The following is a 17,796-nucleotide window of genomic DNA, read 5'->3' as shown; positions in this document are numbered from 1 at the left end:
GCGCCGCCAAGTTTGCTATTAAACAAATAGCTGACCGTGCAATAGCCACGGGCGTTTGCGGCGGTTTTTAAAGAAGCAATCGCCGTACACTCCATGCTCGCCAAAACAAGGGGAGCTGGGGATGTGGTTCATTGGCATGATTGCCGGCCTTTTCATAGGGGCCATCGCAGAGTCGGTTCCGGCTGCGCTGATATTGGCCGTCGTCGGAGCTTTCGCGCTGTCGAAAATCGTCGGCAAGAAGAGCACCGCCGAGCCTGAGCGTACCGAGGCCGAGCGCGCGCAGCCTCCCGGCATTGCATCCGCGTCCGGCACCGCTGCGTCAACGGCCCCGGCGGGCGGCATGCTGAAGCTGCAGCAACGCGTGGCCGAACTCGAACAGCGCGTGAGCATGCTCGAGCGGCGGCTCACGCAGGGCGCTGGCGAAGCGGCGCCTGCCGATGAACAACCCATGTCGGCAGCGAGTGCCCCCGCGACGCTCGTGGCGCAGCCGGTTCCCCAAGCCGCGCCGGCGACGCCGATCCCACCAGCTACGCCGAGCCCCCTCGCGCGGCCTGCGCAAGCGGCCGCAGCCGCAGCCGCCGCAGCGCGTGCCTCGATGCCGGCCACGCCGTCCGCAGCCGCCGAACCAACTCCCGCACCGGCACCAGCCAAGCCGCCGGTTGCCGCGCCAGCACTCCAACGGCGCCTGCCTCCACCGCCGCCCCCGCCAGCAATTCCGCTGCGCGACCGCCTGCCCGCACCCATCGCCAACCTGATCTTCGGCGGCAACATGCTGGTGAAGCTCGGCGTGCTGATCCTGTTCCTGGGGCTGGCCTTTTTGCTGCGCTACACGGCCGAGCGGGTGACGGTGCCTGTCGAGCTGCGCTATGCCGCCGTGGCGCTGGTGGGCGCGGGCCTGCTGGCACTGGGCTGGTTCCTGCGCCGCAAGCGCACCAGCTATGCGCTGATCCTGCAGGGCGCCGGCATCGGCGTCTTCTATCTGACGACGCTCGCGGCGATGAAGGTGCACGAGCTGCTGCCACCGACGGCCGGCTTCGCTTTCCTGTTCGGCGTGGCCGCGCTGAGCGCGGTGCTGGCGGTGCTGCAGAACGCACCGCTGCTGGCCATTGTTGCGGCGCTCGAAGGCTTTGCAGCGCCGGTGCTTGCCTCCACCGGGCAGAACCGGCCCGTGGGCCTCTTCACCTACCTGCTGGTGCTCGACGTCGGCATTGTGCTCATCGCCTGGTTCAAGGCCTGGCGGGTGCTCAACCTGATCGGCTTTGTCGGCACCTTCACGCTGGCTGCGGGCTGGGCGCAGAAGTACTACACAGACGACCAGTACGGCATCGTGCAGCCGTTCCTGTTGGTGTTCTTCCTGATGTTCGTCGCGGTGGGCCTGCTGTTCGCGCGCCGCACGCTGTTCGACGCACCCGTGCAGCCCGCACAGCCGCTGGCCACCCGCGCGCTCGACACGCTGCGGCGCGCGGGCCGGGTCGACAGCTCGCTGGTGTTCGGCACGCCGATGGTCGCATTCGGCATGCAGTACCTGCTCATGCAGCCGTGGGAATACGGCGCCGCCTTCTCGGCGATGGCGCTCGCGGCCTTTTACCTGGTGCTGGGGCGGCTGGTGTTCGCCACACAGCCCAAGGGCCTGGCGCTGCTTGCGGAGGCCTACGCCATCGTGGGCGTGATCTTCGGCACGTTGGCCATTCCGCTCGGCCTCGAAGGCCGCTGGACGGGCGCGGCCTGGGCGGTCGAGGCAGCTGGCATGTACTGGCTGGGCGCGCGGCAAGGGCGCGTGTATGCGCGGGCGTTCTCGTTCCTGGTGTTCGCCGGTGCGGTGTGGAAGCTGCTCGAAGCCACGCAACTCGATGCGGCGCCGGGGCATCCGCTGCTGCAGGGTTCGGTGATCGGCCCGATGCTGGTGGCGGTGAGCGCGTTCGCGATGTGGGCCATTCACCGGCGCGCCAAGCTCGACGAGGGCAACGGCTGGGAAGCGCTGGTGGGCACCGCCTTGCCGTGGCTCGGCATGGGCGCGCTCACGCTGCTGCTGTGGCAGTGGTTCACGCCGCCGTGGGCGGCGGCTGCGACGGCTTTGCTCGCCTCCGCCGCTTTTGCGGTGGCGGTGCGCTTCAAGCTCCGGCCCCTGGCTTTCGTGACCTACGGCATGCAGGCGCTGGCGGTGGCTGGCTTCATCGCCACCCTGCATCGCGCGGCCGATGTGCGCGGCAGCGCCGACGAGGTGCTGGCAAGCGGCTGGCAGGGCGCGGTGGTGGCAAGCCTCATTGCGCTGAGCCTGCTCGGCAGCGCCGCATGGTCGATGCTGCAGGCGCACCGCGCCGCATTGGCACGCGGCATTCAGCCGGTGTGGTCGCTCGGCAATGCCGTCGCGGTGATCGCCGGCGTGGGCCTGCTGCACCTCGCAATGCTGTTCCAGGTGAGCCTGGCGCAGGCCGCGCTGCTGTGGCCGCTCACGGCCACGGTCGTGCTTTGGGTGGCGCTGCGCATTGCGCACAAGCCGCTCGCCGCGTTGGCGGGCGTATTGCAGGCCGTTTCGGCGGTGCTGTACGTCTTCGGCCAGATCTGGATCTTCGACGGCAATACCCCGCCGTCGGCCTTCGCGCACCTCGGCTTCTGGACACCGGTGGTGCTGGGGCTCGCAGCCCTGCTGGCCGGCGCGTGGATGAGCGGCGAGGCATGGCGGCGCGCCACCGAAGGCACCACCACGGCCAAACGCACGCGCTGGATCAACGACTGGTGCGCCAACCCGGCCGTGCTGTGGGCACCGGTGATCTGGGGGCTGGGCTGGTGGCTCTTCGGCTGGCTTGCCGAAACCGCCGCAGTGCTGCAGCGCAACGCAATGGCCGGCCATGTGGCCGCGGCTGCTTTCGCCGTCGTGCTGGTCACTTCGGCGCTGTCGGCCGTGGTGGCGCACCGGCGCGGCTGGCCGCAGTTGGGCCAGGCCACGTTGGCCACGCTGCCGGGCCTGGTGCTGATCGCGGCCTACGGTGTGGCCTTGGCTGCGCCGCTGGTCTACGTGCCTTCGAGCGCGCTGGGCTGGGCGGCCTGGCCGCTGGCGCTGCTGTGGCACCTGTGGCTGCTGCATGCGCAAAAACGCTGGCTTGCTCCGGCGGCGCTGGCGCCTTTCCACGTGGCGGGTTTCTGGTTCTTCCTGCTGCTGGCGGCGCGCGAATGCCAATGGCAGCTGGGGCGCATCGGCGCGGAATGGTCGAGCTGGCAGCTGCTGGGCTGGGCCATGGTGCCCGCCGTCGCGCTCTGGCTGCTGCGCTCGCGCGCACTGCTGCAACGCTGGCCGCTCTCCGAGTACCGCGCCGCGTATATCGAGTTCGCGGCAATGCCGGTGGCTGCCTACCTGCTCGCATGGGTGTGGGTGACCAACGGCACGAGCCCGGGCAATGCCGCGCCGCTGCCCTATGTGCCGCTGCTGAACCCGCTGGAACTGGCGCAGTGGCTGGTGCTGTTTGCGCTGGTGCTCTGGTGGCGGGCCTTGCCGCAAGGGTCGTTCGCGCGCGTGCAGCCGATGGTGGCAAAGGGCGTGCTCGGCGTTACCGGCCTGGCACTGCTGAGCGGCGCGGTGCTGCGCACCTGCCACCACTATGCGGGCGTGGAATGGCGCTTCGATGCGCTCTATGCATCGTGGCTCACGCAGGCGGCGCTCTCGATCACCTGGGCGATCTGCGGCGTGATCGCGATGGTGCTCGGCCACTCCCGCGGCGTGCGCACGCTGTGGGTCGGCGGCGCCGCGCTGCTGGGCGTTGTGGTGTTGAAACTGTTCTTCGTCGAGTTGGCGGACCGGGGCGGCCTGTTCCGCATCGTGTCGTTCATTGCGGTGGGTGCATTGCTGCTGCTTGTAGGTTATTTCGCCCCGGTGCCGCCGAAGAAAAACGAAATGGAGAAAGATGTGTTGGCTGAAGGAGGTGCAGCATGAAGCTGGGTAATGAACCCTCGCACTGCGTGGTGCGAATTGGTCTGGCCGTGGCGTTGGCAACGGCCGGGTTCGGTGCTGCCTGGGCGCAGCCTCCCGCCACCGCGCCCATCGCCTTGCAAGGCAGCGGCCCGTACTACCGGCTCACGCTGCCGCTCGGCATCTACGCCCACGCCGCCTACGGCGATCTGCGCGACCTTCGGGTGCGCAATGCGGCCGGCAACGCGGTGCCCTACGCATGGCTGCGCAACGACGCGGCGGAGCCTCGCCTTGCGTCCAAAGAGGTGCCGGTCTTCGCGCTGCCTGCAAGTGCCGCGGATGCATCTGAAGACGCGGCGCTGAGCTTCAAGGTGCGCCCCGACGGCTCCCTGGCGCTCGCCCGCAGGCCCGCGCGCAAGCAAGCCGAGGCCGCGCAATGGCTCATCGATGCGAGCCAGCTCAAGGGCAGCCTGCTGCAGGCGCGTTTCGAAATGGCGCCCGAGGCGCGCGGCCTGTTCGCCTTCAGGCTCGAGGCCAGCGACGACCTGCGGAACTGGCGGCCCGTCGGGGGCGAAGAGCAACTGGTGCGGCTGGCCCATGGCGGACAGACCATCGAGCGGCTGGCCGTCGACCTGGACAACGTGCAAGCACGGTTCCTGCGCCTGCGCTGGAGCGATCCGAAGAACGGCGCGCCGCTGACCAGCGTGGCGATCGACAGCGTGCAAGAGGTGGAACCCGTCGCGCCGCTCGAATGGTCGGGCGCGCTGAGGCCGGAGCGCTGCGGCACCGACCATTGCGACTACGCGTTGCCGCGCGGCGTTCCGGTCGAAAGCCTCCGCGTCGACCTGGCCGACGTCAACACGCTGGCGCAGGTCGGGATTTCAGGACTGCCTGCTGCCGTTCCGTCGGCTGCCTCCGAGCCGCCGCGCGCGTCGCGCAATCCGCTGTATGCCTTGCGGCACCAGCAGCGCCGGCCGGTATCCTCTTCTTCAGGCACGCCGGGCGAAGTCCCGCTGCTCGACACCGTGGTGTATCGCCTCGCGCAGGCCGGCGGCGAAGCGCGCTCGCCGCTGCTGGCGCTCGACGGCACGAGCTATTCGCACCTGCGGCTTCGCACCTCGGGCCCGGTGAGCCTGCTGGGCGCAACGCCCCCGACGATTTCGGTGGCCGCCACGCCGCGCACGCTGGTGTTCCTGGCACAAGGCGCCGCGCCGTTCTCGCTCACGTGGAGTACGGCACCCGAAAAGAACGCAGTGCAGGGTAGCGCGCCGGGCGCGGCCCTGGCGCTGGCCACGCTGGTGCCGGGCTACAACCCGAACAAGCCCGTGGCGGCAGACCAGGCCACCGTTGCGTTGCCGCCGCCGCCGGTGGCGGCCGTCGATGCCGTGGTGGCAGCTACGGCGCAGCTGCCGGTGCCCACGCAGCCGGATCCCTCGCGCAAGTGGTGGCTGTGGGGAGCGCTGGGCGTCGGCTTTCTGCTGCTGGCCGGCATGGCGTGGTCGCTTTTCGCCAGCCTGCGCAAGGACCGAGCCCCGGCTTGATGACGAGATTCCGGCCGCGGGCCGGGGGCTCGCCTCAGTTCGGGTCGAAGCTGTCGCGGAAGGTGAACCAGGTCGAGCTCATCGACATGGCCGCGAGCACCAGGGCAGAGCCCACGATCAATATGTTTCCCATGGCCGCGGCGGCGCCGCCTCCGCCAACGCCGATCAGCACCGTGGCCACCAGGCCCATGCCGATGCCCGCGAGCAGGAACACGCCGAGCCATGCGAGGCCGAACAGTGCATAGGCGCCGAAGTTGCGAAACACCGCGACCACGCTGAAGAAGATGCTCTTCACCGGCTCCACGCCATGCCAGTGCACCAGTGCCGGCGCATGCCACATGGCGAGCGACAGCGGCAGGTTCAGGCACATCAGGAACATGCGCGCCACGTGGAAGTCGCTGCTCGCCATGATCTCGGGCGTCAGCGCTTCGTCCAGCAGGTAGGCCTTGGCCAGCTGCCCGCCGTCGATGAACGAGGTCAGCAGCACCGCGAACACGAAGTACACCGCGGAGATCACACCCAGCTTGACCAGCGAGCGCCATTCGGTGCGCATGGCGGTAATTACCGCCACGAACATGGCGGAGCCGGTGGGGCGCTGTGCGTGGCCGGTGGTGCCGATGCCCTCGGCGTTGTCGGTGTAGGCGATCGACGTGGCAACCATCAGCCCCAGCGTCATGAAGGGCAGGAGCACCGGCGCCAGCACGCTACCGAGCAGCGGCAGCAGCGACGCCGTCGAGATCAGCGCCATCAGCAGGAAGAACAGCGAAATGAAGGCAAGCGGCTGCCGCCAGAAGGTCTTGAGTCCGAGGCGGACCCATGTAGCGCCGGTTCGCGCCGGCACGAGGTTGAGTTTCATTTTTAAGGGTCAGGCGGCCAGCGGCTCGAGCGATTGCGCCATGGCATGCGGATGGGAGGCGCGCCCGCGCAGCACGCGCTCGAAGTGCGCGGGATCGTGCGGCTTCAGCATGCTGGCTTCGCGCGGAAGATGAAAGTCCCAGAGCCGCGAAATCCAGAAGCGCAATGCCGCGGCGCGCAGCATGGCGGGCAGCAGGGCGCGTTCGGAGGCATTCAGCGGACGCACGGTTTCGTAGGCGGACAGCAGCGAGTCCGCGCGTTCGGCGTCGTGCTCGCCGGTGGGCAGGTCGATGGCCCAGTCGTTCAGGCACACCGCGAGGTCGAACAGCCAGGTGTCGGTGCCTGCAAAGTAGAAGTCGAACACGCCGGTCAGGCGCGGCGCCGCGGCGGCGTCGTCGCCGGTTGCGAACATCACGTTGTCGCGGAACATGTCGGCATGCACCGGGCCGCGCGGCAGTGCGGCATAGGCCGAAGTATCGGCCACATGGTTCTGGTAGGCCAGTTCGGCGCGCAGCAGTGCGGCTTGGGACTCGTCGATGTAGGGGAGCACCACGGGAACGGTCTCGTTCCACCACGCCAGGCCGCGCAGGTTCGGCTGGATGCGCGGAAAGTCGCGCGCCGCCAGGTGCATGCGCGCCAGCATTTCGCCCAGCTGGGCGCAATGCGCAGTGCCCGGCGCCAGTTCGCTGCGGCCCGAGAGCCGTTGCACCAGTGCGGCCGGCTTGCCCGCCACCTTGAGCAGCAGCTCGCAAGGCGCGTTCGCGGGAATCGTCAGCGCATGGCCCGACGGCGGCGCGATGGCCGGGTCGGCCACGGGTTCCGGCACCGGCAGGCCGCGGCCTGCCAGGTGCTTCATGAGACAAAGGTAGTAGGGGAGCTGCTCGGCGCTGAGGCGCTCGAACAGGGTCAGCACGAACTCACCGGTTTCGGTGGTGGCGAAGTAGTTGGTGTTCTCGATGCCGCCCTCGATGCCGCGCAACTCGCGCAGCGGGCCCAGGCCCAGGCGCTGCACGAGCGCGTCTGCCTCGCCGAATTCGACTTCGGTAAAAACTGCCATGGCGGTGCTCAGCGCTGCGCTGACGATTGAACGCGCAGCACGGTCAGAACTTCATCACGTTCCAGACGCGCGGGCCGTTGCCGTTCGAGTCGGCCGAGCCCGGGCGTGCGGTGCCTGCGTCGTTGGGCAGCACTTCATAGCCGGGCACGTTGGCCTTGGGCTTCACGTTGATGCTTTGCGTGCGTCCGCCGTAGCGGACCTCGTCGACCGAAGCGCCGCTGTCTTCGGTGTGGATGTGCTCGACCTTCTGGTTGCGTCGGCCGTCGGGTTGCTCCTGATTTTGTAGCGGCTCGGCCGGTGCAGGCACCCGGGCGGGTGCGGACTGCGCCTGAACGGCGGCAAAAGGAGCGGCAAAGGCCAGCGCCAGCAGAATGCGGCGGGCGACCAGGAGTGTGGGGCTAGGCATGCAAGGATTGTAGGCTTGGCGCCGCTTTCGAGGTGTCGGTCGCCAGCGTACGCCGCCGTGGTTCAGGGCGCCGCGCCGGGCACGGCAAAATGGCCTGATGACCGACAAGAAAACGCTGCTGCTCGTCGATGGCTCGAGCTATCTCTACCGCGCCTTCCATGCCATGCCCGACCTGCGGGCCGTGCCCGGCGACCCGAAGAGCCCGGCCACCGGTGCCATCCGCGGAATGATCAACATGATGACGGCGCTGCGCCGCGAGGTTCGCGCGGACTACGCGGCCTGCATCTTCGACGCGCCGGGCAAGACGTTTCGCGACGACCTGTATCCCGAATACAAGGCCAACCGCTCGCCGATGCCCGACGACCTGCGCAGCCAGATCGATCCCATCCACCAGGTGGTGAAGCTCATGGGCTGGCCCGTGCTCTGCGTGCCCGACATCGAGGCCGACGACGTGATCGGCACGCTCGCCAAGACGGCCGCGGCGCAGGGCGTCGAAGTGATCGTGTCCAGCGGCGATAAGGACCTGAGCCAACTGGTGGACGAGCACATCACCATCATCGACACGATGAACGGCAAGAAGCGCGACGTGGCCGGTGTCACGGCGGAATTCGGTGTGCCGCCCAACCTGATGATCGACTACCAGACGCTGGTGGGCGACGCGGTCGACAACGTGCCCGGCGTCGAGAAGGTCGGCCCCAAGACAGCGGCCAAATGGCTGCTCGAATACGGTTCGCTCGATGCGCTGATCCAGCGCGCCGCCGAGGTGAAAGGCCAGGCCGGCGAGAACCTCCGCAAGGCCTTGGACAAGCTGCCGCTGAGCCGCCAGTTGGTCACCATCCGCACCGATTGCGACCTGGCCGGGCACGTCACAGGCCTGCCTTCGCTCGAAGGCCTGCCCGTCGGCGCCCCGCAAACGGCCGAGCTCAAGCCCTTCTACGAAAAGTTCGGCTTCAAGAGCCTCGTCAAGTCGCTCGAGGCCATGGAAGTGCCGCCCGAGCTGATCGAGGAAAACATCAAGAAGCAGCAGGCCCGTGGCGGCGCTGCGAGTGCCGACCAGGGCGGCCTGTTCGATGAATCGTCGAACCTGGGCGCCATCGAAGCTGCATCGCCCGCGAGCAACCTGAAGTACGAAACCATCACGACCTGGGAGCAGTTCGACGCGTGGCTCGCAAGGCTGGAGGCCGCCGACCTGGCCGCCATCGACACCGAGACCACGTCGCTCGATGAAATGGTTGCGCAGATCGTCGGCGTGAGCTTCAGCGTGGAGCCCGGCGAAGCGGCCTACGTGCCGCTCGCGCACAACTACGGCGATGCGCCCGCACAGTTGCCCATCGACGAAGTGCTCGCCAGGCTGAAGCCGTGGCTCGAAAACCCCGAGAAGAAAAAGCTCGGCCAGCACATCAAGTACGACCGCCACGTGTTCGCCAACCATGGCATCGAAGTGCAGGGCTATGCGCACGACACCATGCTGCAGAGCTATGTGCTCGAAGCGCACCGGCCGCACGGGCTCGCGAGCCTGGCCGAGCGGCACCTGGGGCGCAGCGGCATTTCGTACGAAGACCTGTGCGGCAAGGGCGCGCACCAGATTCCGTTCAGCCAGGTCGAAATTGCCAAGGCCGCCGAGTATTCATGCGAGGACAGCGACCAGACGCTTGACGTTCACCTGGCGCTGTGGCCTCAGATCGAGCGCGACGAAAAGCTGCGCTTCATCTATCAGCTCGAAATGGATTCGAGCGAGGCACTCTACCGCATCGAGCGCAACGGCGTGCTGATCGATGCGCCCACGCTCGCCGCGCAAAGCCATGAGCTCGGCACGCGCATCATGGCGCTGGAGCAAGAGGCCTACGAGATCGCCGGGCAACCGTTCAACCTGGGTTCGCCCAAGCAGATCGGCGAGATCTTCTTCACCAAGCTGGGCCTGCCGGTGGTCAAGAAAACGCCGAGCGGCGCGCCGAGCACCGACGAAGAAGTGCTCGAGAAGCTGGCCGAGGACTACCCACTGCCGGCCAAGATCCTGGAGCACCGCGGCCTGTCCAAGCTCAAGGGCACGTACACCGACAAGCTCGGCCAGCTGGCCAACCCGCGCACCGGCCGCGTGCACACGCACTATGCGCAGGCAGTGGCGGTTACCGGGCGGCTGTCGAGCAACGATCCCAACCTGCAGAACATTCCGATCCGCACGCCCGAAGGCCGCCGCGTGCGCGAAGCTTTCATTGCGCCGCCCGGCAGCGTGATTGCAAGCGCGGACTACTCGCAGATCGAGCTGCGCATCATGGCGCACATCAGTGGCGACGAGTCGCTGTTGCGCGCGTTCCGCGAAGGCATCGACGTGCACCGCGCCACTGCGGCCGAGGTGTTCGGCTCCACGCCTGACCAGGTGTCGAGCGAGCAGCGCCGCTATGCCAAGGTGATCAACTTCGGGCTCATCTACGGCATGAGCAGCTTCGGGCTGGCGCGCAACCTGGGCATCGAGACCAAGGCCGCGGCTTCGTACATCGAGCGCTACTTTGCGCGCTATCCGGGCGTGAAGGCCTACATGGACGAGACCAAGGCGCTTGCGAAGGAAAACGGCTATGTCGAGACCGTGTTCGGCCGGCGCCTTTACCTGCCCGAGATCAATTCGCCCAACGGCCCGCGCCGCGGCGGCGCCGAGCGCGCGGCCATCAACGCGCCGATGCAGGGCACGGCGGCCGACCTGATCAAGCTCAGCATGATCAAGGTGCAGGACGTGCTCGACGCCGAGAAGCGCGCCACCAAAATGATCATGCAGGTGCACGACGAACTGGTGTTCGAAGTGCCCGAGGCCGAGGTCGAATGGGTGCGCACCGAAATCCCGCGCCTGATGGCCGGCGTGGCCGAGCTGAAGGTGCCGCTGCTAGCCGAGATCGGCATCGGCCCCAACTGGGACAAGGCTCACTGAGCGACGGCCGCGCCTGAAGAAGGCGTGGCTCGCAAGCGCCAGCAATCCCACGCCGACGCCGGCGTAAAGCATCACGTCGCCGAACCCCTGGCGCAGGGCGGCCTGCGCGAGCGCCGGCGCAACCGCATCCGGCACGACGTCCAGCTTGCCCGCTGCCACGCCCTGCGCCAGTTGCAGCAGTTCGCCGGCACCTGCGCGCAGGCCGGCTTCGCTCAGGTGGCGCGCAATGCCGCTCACCAGCACGAAGCCCATCAGCGCGATGTTCAATGCGAGCGTGATCAGCCGCGCGCTGAAGTCGATGCCCGAGGCCATGCCCGCGCGCGCGGCCGATACCGCGCCGGTGCTCGTGTTGGTAACGGGCGAGTTCGTGAGGCCGAGCCCGACGCCCGCGGCAAGGCAGGCGGCGATCACCACCGCATCGATGCCGCGCGCATTGCCCGCGGCCATGAGCAGGAAGGCCACGGCCATCAGGCCGAGGCCGCCGGGAATCACCCGCTCGGCGCCATGGCGCAGCGCCAGCCGCTCGGCCAGCGGCGGCACCAGCAGCGTGGGCAGTGTGTAGGCCAGCAGGGCCCAGCCGGCGTGCATCAGGTCATGGCCCAGCGCCGACTGGAAGTGGATCGGCAGGTAGATCATGAAGGGCCAGAAGCTGAGGTTCATGCCGACCGAACCCATCATTGCGCCGTTGAAGCGATGGATGCGAAAGACCGAAAAGTCGAACATGGGGTGCGCACTGCGCCGCTCGGCCGCGACGAACAGCGCGAGGAGCGCCAGCGCGCCCGCCAGCAGCGCCAGCCCCACGCGGTTGCCGAAGCCCTGCACCGTGCCCAGCGTGATGAAGTAGACCAGCGCGAACACCGCAAGCGTGAGCGTGAGCATGCCCGCCACGTCGAGGCGGTGCGCGTCGGGGTCGCGCGACTCCTGCACGCTGGCGCGCACCAGGCCCAGCGTGAGCAGCGCCAGCGGCGCGTGCACCAGAAAGACCCAGCGCCAATCGGCCAACGCCACGATGGCGGCGCCCACCAGCGGACCGAAGCCCAGCCCGATGCCCGCAACCACGCCCCACACTGCAAAGGCGCGCGAGCGCGCCGCCGGTTCACGGAACTGCTGCGACAGGATGGCGAACTGGCAGATCATCATGGTGCCGGCGCCCACGCCCTGCACGAAACGCGCGGCAATCAGGAGCGGCGCGCTCGTCGCCCAGCCGCACGCCAGCGACGCCATGCCGAACAGCCAGAGGCTCGCCACCAGCACGCGGCGGCGGCCATACCGGTCGGCCAGGGTGCCGGCCGCCATCAGCACCGAGGTGCAGGCCAGCGTGTAGGCATTCATGATCCATTGCGCGTCCTGGAAGTCCGCGTGCAGCACGCGCTCGAGCTCCGGAAGGATCACCGGCACGCTGGAGATTTCGAGGCCGAACATGAGTGCGACGAGGCAGATGGCCGTGAGCGCGGCAGCATCGCGGCGGGGGGTGGAAGTAGAAGACGGTGTCATGCCGTCATCTTGTCGGGAAACAGGTTCTTCATTGAGGACATCGATTCGGCAGATTCGGGAACCAAAAGGCACAATCCCAAGCCATGACCGATCGTTTCGATGGCATCCAGACTTTTCTCGAGGTGGTCGAAAGCGGCAGCCTCACGTTCGCGGCCGAGCGGCTGAACCTCACGCGTTCGGCCGTGGGCAAGGCACTCGCGCGGCTGGAGGCGCGGCTCGGCGTGCGCCTGCTCCAGCGCACCACCCGCAGCCAGACCCTGACCGAAGAGGGGCAGGCCTATTACGAACACTGCCTTCGCGCGCGGGCCGAACTGGAGGCGGCGGAGTCCGGACTCGAAAGCGGCCGGCGCGAGCCGCGCGGCCGACTGCGCGCCAGCGTGCCGCTGGCCTTCGGCCACCACTACGCGGCGCCGGCGCTGCTGGGCCTGATCGAACGCTATCCGCAACTGCAGGTAGACATTGCCATCAGCGACCGCGTGGTCGACCTGGTGCAGGAGGGCTACGACCTGGCGGTGCGCATCGGCGAACTGCCCGACACCGACCGGCTGGTGGCCCGCCGGCTCGGCGAGCAGACCATGAGGCTCGCGGCCGCGCCGGCCTACCTGGCGCGCTTCGGGCGGCCGGCTGACGTGGCCGCGCTGGCGCAGCACCGGGGCATCGACTATTGCGGTCCTGGTCAGTCGCAGCGCTGGGAACTGCGCGATCCGCAAGGCCGCGCGCACACCGTGCATCTGCCCTGGCATGCGCGGCTGAACGACCTGCAGGCGGTGGCCGACGCGGCCATTGCAGGTGCCGGGCTCGCCTGGTTGCCGAACTGGCTGCTGGCACGCTACGTGCAATCCGGACAGCTCGAGCCCGTGCTGGCCGACCACCGCGCCGCGGCCATGCCCATTCACGTGCTGTGGCCGCGCTCGCGCCACATGCCCGCCAAGACGCGCTGCGCTGTCGATGCGCTGGTCGCCGCGATGCCGGCCTGCATGGAAGAATGCCGAACCCGCCCGGTGTACACCGTGCGGACCAGAAAAACACAAGGAAGCCGTTCATGACCCTGTTCCCCGTTCGTTCCTGGTGCCGCGCAGGCGGCGCACTCCTGATGGCCGCAGCCTGCCAGGCCGCGCTGGCCGCACCCGATGCGCGCATCGCCTCGCTGGCGGCCGAGCAGAAGCAGCCGCTGCTCGATTCGCTGTCGCAGCTCGTGGGCATCGAGTCCGGCAGCCGCGATCTTGAGGGCCTGGAGAAGATCTCCGACCTCATCGCCGGCAAGCTCAAGGCGCTGGGCGGCGAGGTCGAGCTCATCGACACCAGCGCCGAGGCCTACCGCATGGAGGACACGCCCGAGAAGATGGGCCGCGTGGTGCGGGCCACCTTCAAGGGCACGGGCAAGAAGAAGATCATGCTCATTGCGCACATGGACACGGTCTACACCGTGGGCATGCTCGGCAAGCAGCCGTTCCGCGTCGAAGGCGACAAGGCCTACGGCCTCGGCATTGCCGACGACAAGCAGGGCGTGGCGGTCATCATCCACACAGTAGCAATGCTGCAGGCGCTCAAGTTCAAGGAATACGGCACGCTTACCGTGCTGATCAACGGCGATGAGGAAATCAGTTCGCCGGCGTCGCGCGGGCTCATCACACGGCTCGGCGGCGAGCACGACGCGGTGCTGTCGTTCGAGGGCGCCTCGGTCAAGGAAGACAAGCTTTCGCTTGCCACGGCGGGCATTGCCTCGGTCACGCTCAACGTCACGGGCAAGGCATCGCATGCGGGCTCAGCGCCCGAGCTGGGTGTGAACGCGCTCTACGAACTCTCGCACCAGGTGCTGCAGATGCGCGACCTGTCCGACCCGGCAACGGGCCTGAAGATGAACTGGACCATCTCCAAGTCAGGCAGCAACCGCAACGTGATTCCGGCCAGTGCCACCGCCAGCGCCGACGTGCGCGTGCTGAAGGTGAGCGACTACGACCGCATCGAGCAGCAGGTGCAGGAGCGCGTGAAGAAGCAGCTGATCCCCGAGGCCAAGGTCGAGCTGAAGTTCGAGCGCCGCCGTCCGCCGCTCGAAGCCACCGACGCCTCGCGCGCGCTGGCCGCGCACGCGCAGCGCATCTACAAGGACGAGATCGGCAAGCCGCTGGGCGCCGACGACAAGGCCGCCGGCGGCGGTACCGATGCGGCGTTTGCCGCGCTCAAGACCAAGGCCCCGGTGGTCGAGCGCTTCGGCCTGCAGGGCTTTGGCGCGCACTCGGCCGACGCCGAATACGTGCTGATCGATTCCATCGAACCGCGGCTCTATCTTGCGACCCGCATGGTGATGGACCTCTCGCGCAACAAGATCGGCAACTGACCGATGCGGCTGCGCCATATCGAGGTCTTCAACGCCATCATGCTCACGGGCAGCGTGAGCGCGGCGGCGCGGCTCATCAACATCACGCAGCCGGCGGTGAGCCGCACGCTGCAGCATGCCGAGCTGCAACTGGGCTTTCCGCTGTTCCAGCGCGCCAAGGGCCGGCTCACACCGACCACCGAGGCGCTCACGCTGTATCCGCACATCGAGCGGCTGTTCGCGCAACTCGACGAGGTGCAGCGCCTGGCGGCCAACCTGCGTGCGGGCAGCGATACCGGCGAGCTGCGCATCCTGAGCGTGCTGGCATTGAGCTACGAGGTGCTGCCGCGCGCGCTCAAGGCCTTTCGCGAAAAGCATCCGGGTTATTCGATCACCGTCGAGTCGCTGCATTCGCCGCAGATCATGTCGGCGCTGCTGCTGCAAGAGGCCGACGTGGGCTTTGTCTTCAGCCCCGCGGTGCACCCCTCGCTCACGCAGGAAACGCTTGCGGACACGCGCATGGTGTGCATCGCGCCGAAGGGCATGCTTCCGCGCGCACTGGTGCGCAATGGGTCGGTGGCGCTGCATGACCTGGTCGACCGGCCCGTCATCGGGCTGGACAGCCGAGACCCGGTGGGCACCAGCCTGAGCCAGGCCTGCCGCCAGGCCGGCGTGGGCTTTCAGCAGGCGGTGGTCACGGTGCAGACCTATCACGCCGCGCTGTCGATGGCCCACCACGGGCTGGGCGTGGCGCTGGTCGATGGCTGCACGGCGCGCTCGGCCGACGGCACCAAGGTCGACGTGCTGGCGCTGGAGCCGCACATTCCGGTGCCGGTGCGCGCATTGCGGTTTGCGGGAAAGCCCGATTCAGTGGCGGTACGCGGCATTACCCGCTGCATGCGCGAGGCGATAGAGCAGGCGGCCTGAACCTCGTGGCGTGGCTCAGGCTGCGGCGGGCTCCAGCGCATCGGCAATCCGCCGCGCCGAGCCGAAGGCCAGCGTGAAGCCCAGCGCGCCGTGCCCGGTGTTGAACAGCATGTTCGAAGGCGCGCTCGGCAGCCGCCCGATGATCGGCAGGCCCTTCGGCGTGGCCGGGCGCATGCCCGTCCACGGATGCAGTTCTTCGAGCGGGCTCGCATGCGGGAACACGGCGCGTGTCGCGGCTGCCAGCGTTTCGATGCGCGTCGCCGGAATGCTCGCGTCGTGCCCCACGAGTTCCGCCATACCCGCCACGCGCAGCCGTGAGCCGATGCGCGCGAACACCACCTTGCGTGCACTGTCGGTCACGTTCACGCTGGGCGCTGCACCGGGCGAAGGATCGACATCGACCGTGATGCTGTAGCCCTTGAGCGGGTACACCGGCAGGTAGGCGCCCAGCGCGCGCCCGAGCTTGTGCGAGGCCGATCCCAGTGCCATGACGAAGGCGTCGGCCTCCACGTCGCCATCGCTCGTTTTCACGGCGGCCACGCGGCCGTCGCTGCGCGCGAAGCCGTGCACGTCGGCGCCGAGCAGAAAGTGCACGCCGCGCCCGCTGAGCACGCGCATCAGTTCGGCGCAAACCTTCAGGCAGTCGGCTGCGCACTCGCTGGGCGTGTAGACGGCCCCGGCCATCTGGCCGCGATAGCCGGCGAGCGCGGGCTCGATGGCGGCGCATTCGTCAGGCGACACGATGCGCTGCTCGCTGCCCATGGCGCGCTGCAATTCGAGCTGCGCGCGTGCGCCTTCGAGCGATTCGGGGCTGGCACAGAGCACCAGCTTGCCGGTGGCGGAAAAATCGCAATCGGGCGCAACGTCGGCCTGCATGGCCTCGAACCCGCTGCGGCTCAGCGCGGCCAACGCCAACAGCTGCGCCGTGGTGTCGCGCGAGGTCTGCGCATTGCAGGCCGCAAGAAAGGCCAGGCCCCAGCGCCACTGCAGCGGATCGAGTTGCGGGCGTAGCTTGAGCGGGGAGGAGGGCGAGAGCAGCAGCTTGGGCAACTGCTTCCAGATCGAAGGATCGGCCAGCGGCTGCACGTACGAGTAGCTGAGCTGCGCGCCGTTGCCGCCGCTCGCGCCCGCACCAGGGGCCGCGCGGTCGATCACCGTGACTTGATGGCCCAGGCGTTCGAGTTGCCAGGCGGTGGCCAGGCCCACGATGCCGGCGCCGAGCACACACACATGCATGGAGGCAACTTTCCGAAAGAGGGGAGCAAAGAGAGGGGAGTGCTGAATGTAGGCGCGCGCACGCCAGCCCGGAAATGCCAAAAGCGCGGTGGCCCATAGCCAAAGCGCATGCCTTGGTGCCCGGTCTTCCTAACCCATAACCTTTGGGTATGGCCTAGGGTTCATTTGGAATTGTCGCCATGTGTCACTCCTTCTTACACTGGTCGCTCTGTTCAACCAACTGAAGAAGGCTCGCATGAAACTCTCCGCATTGGTGGCCGCTGCTGCCGTGGTGCTGCTTACCGCCACCGGCGTCCAGGCCGCCGACACGCTGGCCAAGATCGCCGAGTCCGGCAAGATCACGCTCGCCTACCGCGAGTCGTCGGTGCCCTTCAGCTACCTGGACGGCCCCAACAAGCCAATCGGTTTCTCGGTCGAACTCTCCAACGCCGTGGTCGAGGCGGTGAAGAAAAAGCTCAACAAGCCCAACCTGCAGGTACAGCTGATGCCGGTGACCTCGCAGAACCGCATTCCGCTGATCACCAACGGCACGGTGGACCTGGAGTGCGGCTCCACCACCAACAACACCGCGCGCGGCAAGGACGTGGCCTTTGCCGTCAATCACTTCTACACCGGCACGCGCCTCTTGACCAAGAAGTCCTCCAAGATCAAGGACTACGCCGACCTGGCCAAGAAGACGGTGGCCAGCACCACCGGCACCACCAACGCGCTGGTCATGCGCAAGTACAACACCGAGAAGAACCTCGACATGGACATCGTGCTCGGCAAGGACCACGCCGACGCCTTCCTGCTGGTGGAAAGCGACCGCGCCGTGGCGTTTGCCATGGACGACATCCTGCTGTTCGGCCTGATTGCCAACGCCAAGAACCCGGCCGACTACGAAGTGGTGGGCGAGGCGCTGCAGGTCGAGCCCTATGCCTGCATGCTGCCCAAGGACGACCCGGTCTTCAAGAAGCTGGTGGACGACACCTTCACCGGCATGATGAAGAGCGGCGAGTTCGAGAAGCTCTATACCAAGTGGTTCATGTCGCCGATCCCGCCGAAGAACGTGCCGCTGAATCTGCCCATGAGCCAGCAGCTCAAGGACAACCTCAAGACGCCGTCCGACAAACCGGCGACCTGACGCGAGTGGACGTACG

Annotated in this window: 12 protein-coding genes; 7 read left to right on the top strand and 5 right to left on the bottom strand. The window is 67.9% G+C overall.

From position 1 onward, the window contains the following. The first annotated feature begins 121 nt into the window (after window positions 1–121). Together V9L20_RS03180 and V9L20_RS03175 are read left to right on the top strand one after the other, a co-directional pair. Entirely contained in the window at window positions 122–3,928 is a 3,807-nt protein-coding gene (locus tag V9L20_RS03180; protein WP_337295465.1) for a DUF2339 domain-containing protein, read from the top strand. Further along, window positions 3,925–5,445, top strand: coding sequence for a DUF3999 domain-containing protein (locus V9L20_RS03175; protein WP_337295464.1), 1,521 nt, complete (start codon window positions 3,925–3,927; stop codon window positions 5,443–5,445). The genes V9L20_RS03180 and V9L20_RS03175 overlap by 4 nt, the downstream gene beginning before the upstream one ends. 34 nt (window positions 5,446–5,479) lie before the next feature. On the opposite strand, the gene V9L20_RS03170 is transcribed toward V9L20_RS03175, so the two are convergent. The 3 genes from V9L20_RS03170 to V9L20_RS03160 are packed head-to-tail and all read right to left on the bottom strand — an operon-like array spanning window position 5,480 to window position 7,763. Beyond that, window positions 5,480–6,301, bottom strand: coding sequence for a BPSS1780 family membrane protein (locus tag V9L20_RS03170; RefSeq protein ID WP_337295463.1), 822 nt, complete (start codon window positions 6,299–6,301; stop codon window positions 5,480–5,482). 9 nt (window positions 6,302–6,310) lie between these two features. Further along, window positions 6,311–7,357, bottom strand: a complete 1,047-nt coding sequence (locus V9L20_RS03165; RefSeq protein WP_337295462.1) for a homoserine kinase — start codon at window positions 7,355–7,357, stop codon at window positions 6,311–6,313. Between the two features lie 43 nt (window positions 7,358–7,400). Next, on the bottom strand, window positions 7,401–7,763 hold the full coding sequence (locus tag V9L20_RS03160) for a hypothetical protein (protein WP_337295461.1): 363 nt from the start codon (window positions 7,761–7,763) through the stop codon (window positions 7,401–7,403). Window positions 7,764–7,860: 97 nt separating this feature from the next. On the opposite strand from V9L20_RS03160, the gene polA reads away from it, so the two are divergent. Continuing rightward, a complete protein-coding gene (gene polA, locus V9L20_RS03155) occupies window positions 7,861–10,683 on the top strand; it encodes a DNA polymerase I (RefSeq protein ID WP_337295460.1) in 2,823 nt (940 codons plus the stop codon). Here the strand turns inward: polA and V9L20_RS03150 are convergent. Next, window positions 10,639–12,177 carry an MFS transporter gene (locus V9L20_RS03150; RefSeq protein WP_337295459.1) on the bottom strand — a complete coding sequence of 513 codons (1,539 nt, stop codon included), beginning with the start codon at window positions 12,175–12,177 and terminating at the stop codon, window positions 10,639–10,641. The two genes, polA and V9L20_RS03150, sit on opposite strands and share 45 nt — an antisense overlap. 83 nt (window positions 12,178–12,260) lie before the next feature. On the opposite strand from V9L20_RS03150, the gene V9L20_RS03145 reads away from it, so the two are divergent. Genes V9L20_RS03145 through V9L20_RS03135 form a run of 3 tightly spaced genes read left to right on the top strand, consistent with a single transcriptional unit; the run spans window position 12,261 to window position 15,421 of the window. Beyond that, the gene (locus V9L20_RS03145; protein ID WP_337295458.1) at window positions 12,261–13,223 is read left to right on the top strand and encodes a LysR family transcriptional regulator; all 963 of its coding nucleotides are present in this window, start codon (window positions 12,261–12,263) and stop codon (window positions 13,221–13,223) included. Continuing rightward, a complete protein-coding gene (locus tag V9L20_RS03140) occupies window positions 13,220–14,515 on the top strand; it encodes a M20/M25/M40 family metallo-hydrolase (RefSeq protein WP_443098533.1) in 1,296 nt (431 codons plus the stop codon). The genes V9L20_RS03145 and V9L20_RS03140 overlap by 4 nt, the downstream gene beginning before the upstream one ends. A 3-nt stretch (window positions 14,516–14,518) precedes the next feature. Continuing rightward, complete coding sequence (locus tag V9L20_RS03135; protein WP_093018504.1) at window positions 14,519–15,421, top strand: LysR family transcriptional regulator; 903 nt, start codon at window positions 14,519–14,521, stop codon at window positions 15,419–15,421. Between the two features lie 15 nt (window positions 15,422–15,436). On the opposite strand, the gene V9L20_RS03130 is transcribed toward V9L20_RS03135, so the two are convergent. Then, window positions 15,437–16,657: a D-amino acid dehydrogenase gene (locus tag V9L20_RS03130; protein ID WP_337295457.1), complete on the bottom strand. Its 1,221-nt coding sequence runs from the start codon at window positions 16,655–16,657 to the stop codon at window positions 15,437–15,439. 235 nt (window positions 16,658–16,892) lie between these two features. On the opposite strand from V9L20_RS03130, the gene V9L20_RS03125 reads away from it, so the two are divergent. After that, window positions 16,893–17,780 carry a transporter substrate-binding domain-containing protein gene (locus V9L20_RS03125; RefSeq protein ID WP_337295456.1) on the top strand — a complete coding sequence of 296 codons (888 nt, stop codon included), beginning with the start codon at window positions 16,893–16,895 and terminating at the stop codon, window positions 17,778–17,780. The last annotated feature ends 16 nt before the right edge of the window (window positions 17,781–17,796 follow it).

This window comes from Variovorax sp. CCNWLW225, assembly GCF_037204045.1.
GTDB lineage: Bacteria > Pseudomonadota > Gammaproteobacteria > Burkholderiales > Burkholderiaceae_C > Variovorax.
This window is presented reverse-complemented; position numbering and strand designations above follow the sequence as displayed.

Excerpts from the sequence above, each read along its gene's own strand:
- V9L20_RS03180 (WP_337295465.1), top strand. The coding sequence starts at position 122 with ATGTGGTTCATTGGCATGATTGCCGGCCTTTTCATAGGGGCCATCGCA.
- V9L20_RS03175 (WP_337295464.1), top strand. The coding sequence starts at position 3,925 with ATGAAGCTGGGTAATGAACCCTCGCACTGCGTGGTGCGAATTGGTCTG.
- V9L20_RS03170 (WP_337295463.1), bottom strand. The coding sequence starts at position 6,301 with ATGAAACTCAACCTCGTGCCGGCGCGAACCGGCGCTACATGGGTCCGC.
- V9L20_RS03165 (WP_337295462.1), bottom strand. The coding sequence starts at position 7,357 with ATGGCAGTTTTTACCGAAGTCGAATTCGGCGAGGCAGACGCGCTCGTG.
- V9L20_RS03160 (WP_337295461.1), bottom strand. The coding sequence starts at position 7,763 with ATGCCTAGCCCCACACTCCTGGTCGCCCGCCGCATTCTGCTGGCGCTG.
- polA (WP_337295460.1), top strand. The coding sequence starts at position 7,861 with ATGACCGACAAGAAAACGCTGCTGCTCGTCGATGGCTCGAGCTATCTC.
- V9L20_RS03150 (WP_337295459.1), bottom strand. The coding sequence starts at position 12,177 with ATGACACCGTCTTCTACTTCCACCCCCCGCCGCGATGCTGCCGCGCTC.
- V9L20_RS03145 (WP_337295458.1), top strand. The coding sequence starts at position 12,261 with ATGACCGATCGTTTCGATGGCATCCAGACTTTTCTCGAGGTGGTCGAA.
- V9L20_RS03140 (WP_443098533.1), top strand. The coding sequence starts at position 13,220 with ATGACCCTGTTCCCCGTTCGTTCCTGGTGCCGCGCAGGCGGCGCACTC.
- V9L20_RS03135 (WP_093018504.1), top strand. The coding sequence starts at position 14,519 with ATGCGGCTGCGCCATATCGAGGTCTTCAACGCCATCATGCTCACGGGC.
- V9L20_RS03130 (WP_337295457.1), bottom strand. The coding sequence starts at position 16,657 with ATGCATGTGTGTGTGCTCGGCGCCGGCATCGTGGGCCTGGCCACCGCC.
- V9L20_RS03125 (WP_337295456.1), top strand. The coding sequence starts at position 16,893 with ATGAAACTCTCCGCATTGGTGGCCGCTGCTGCCGTGGTGCTGCTTACC.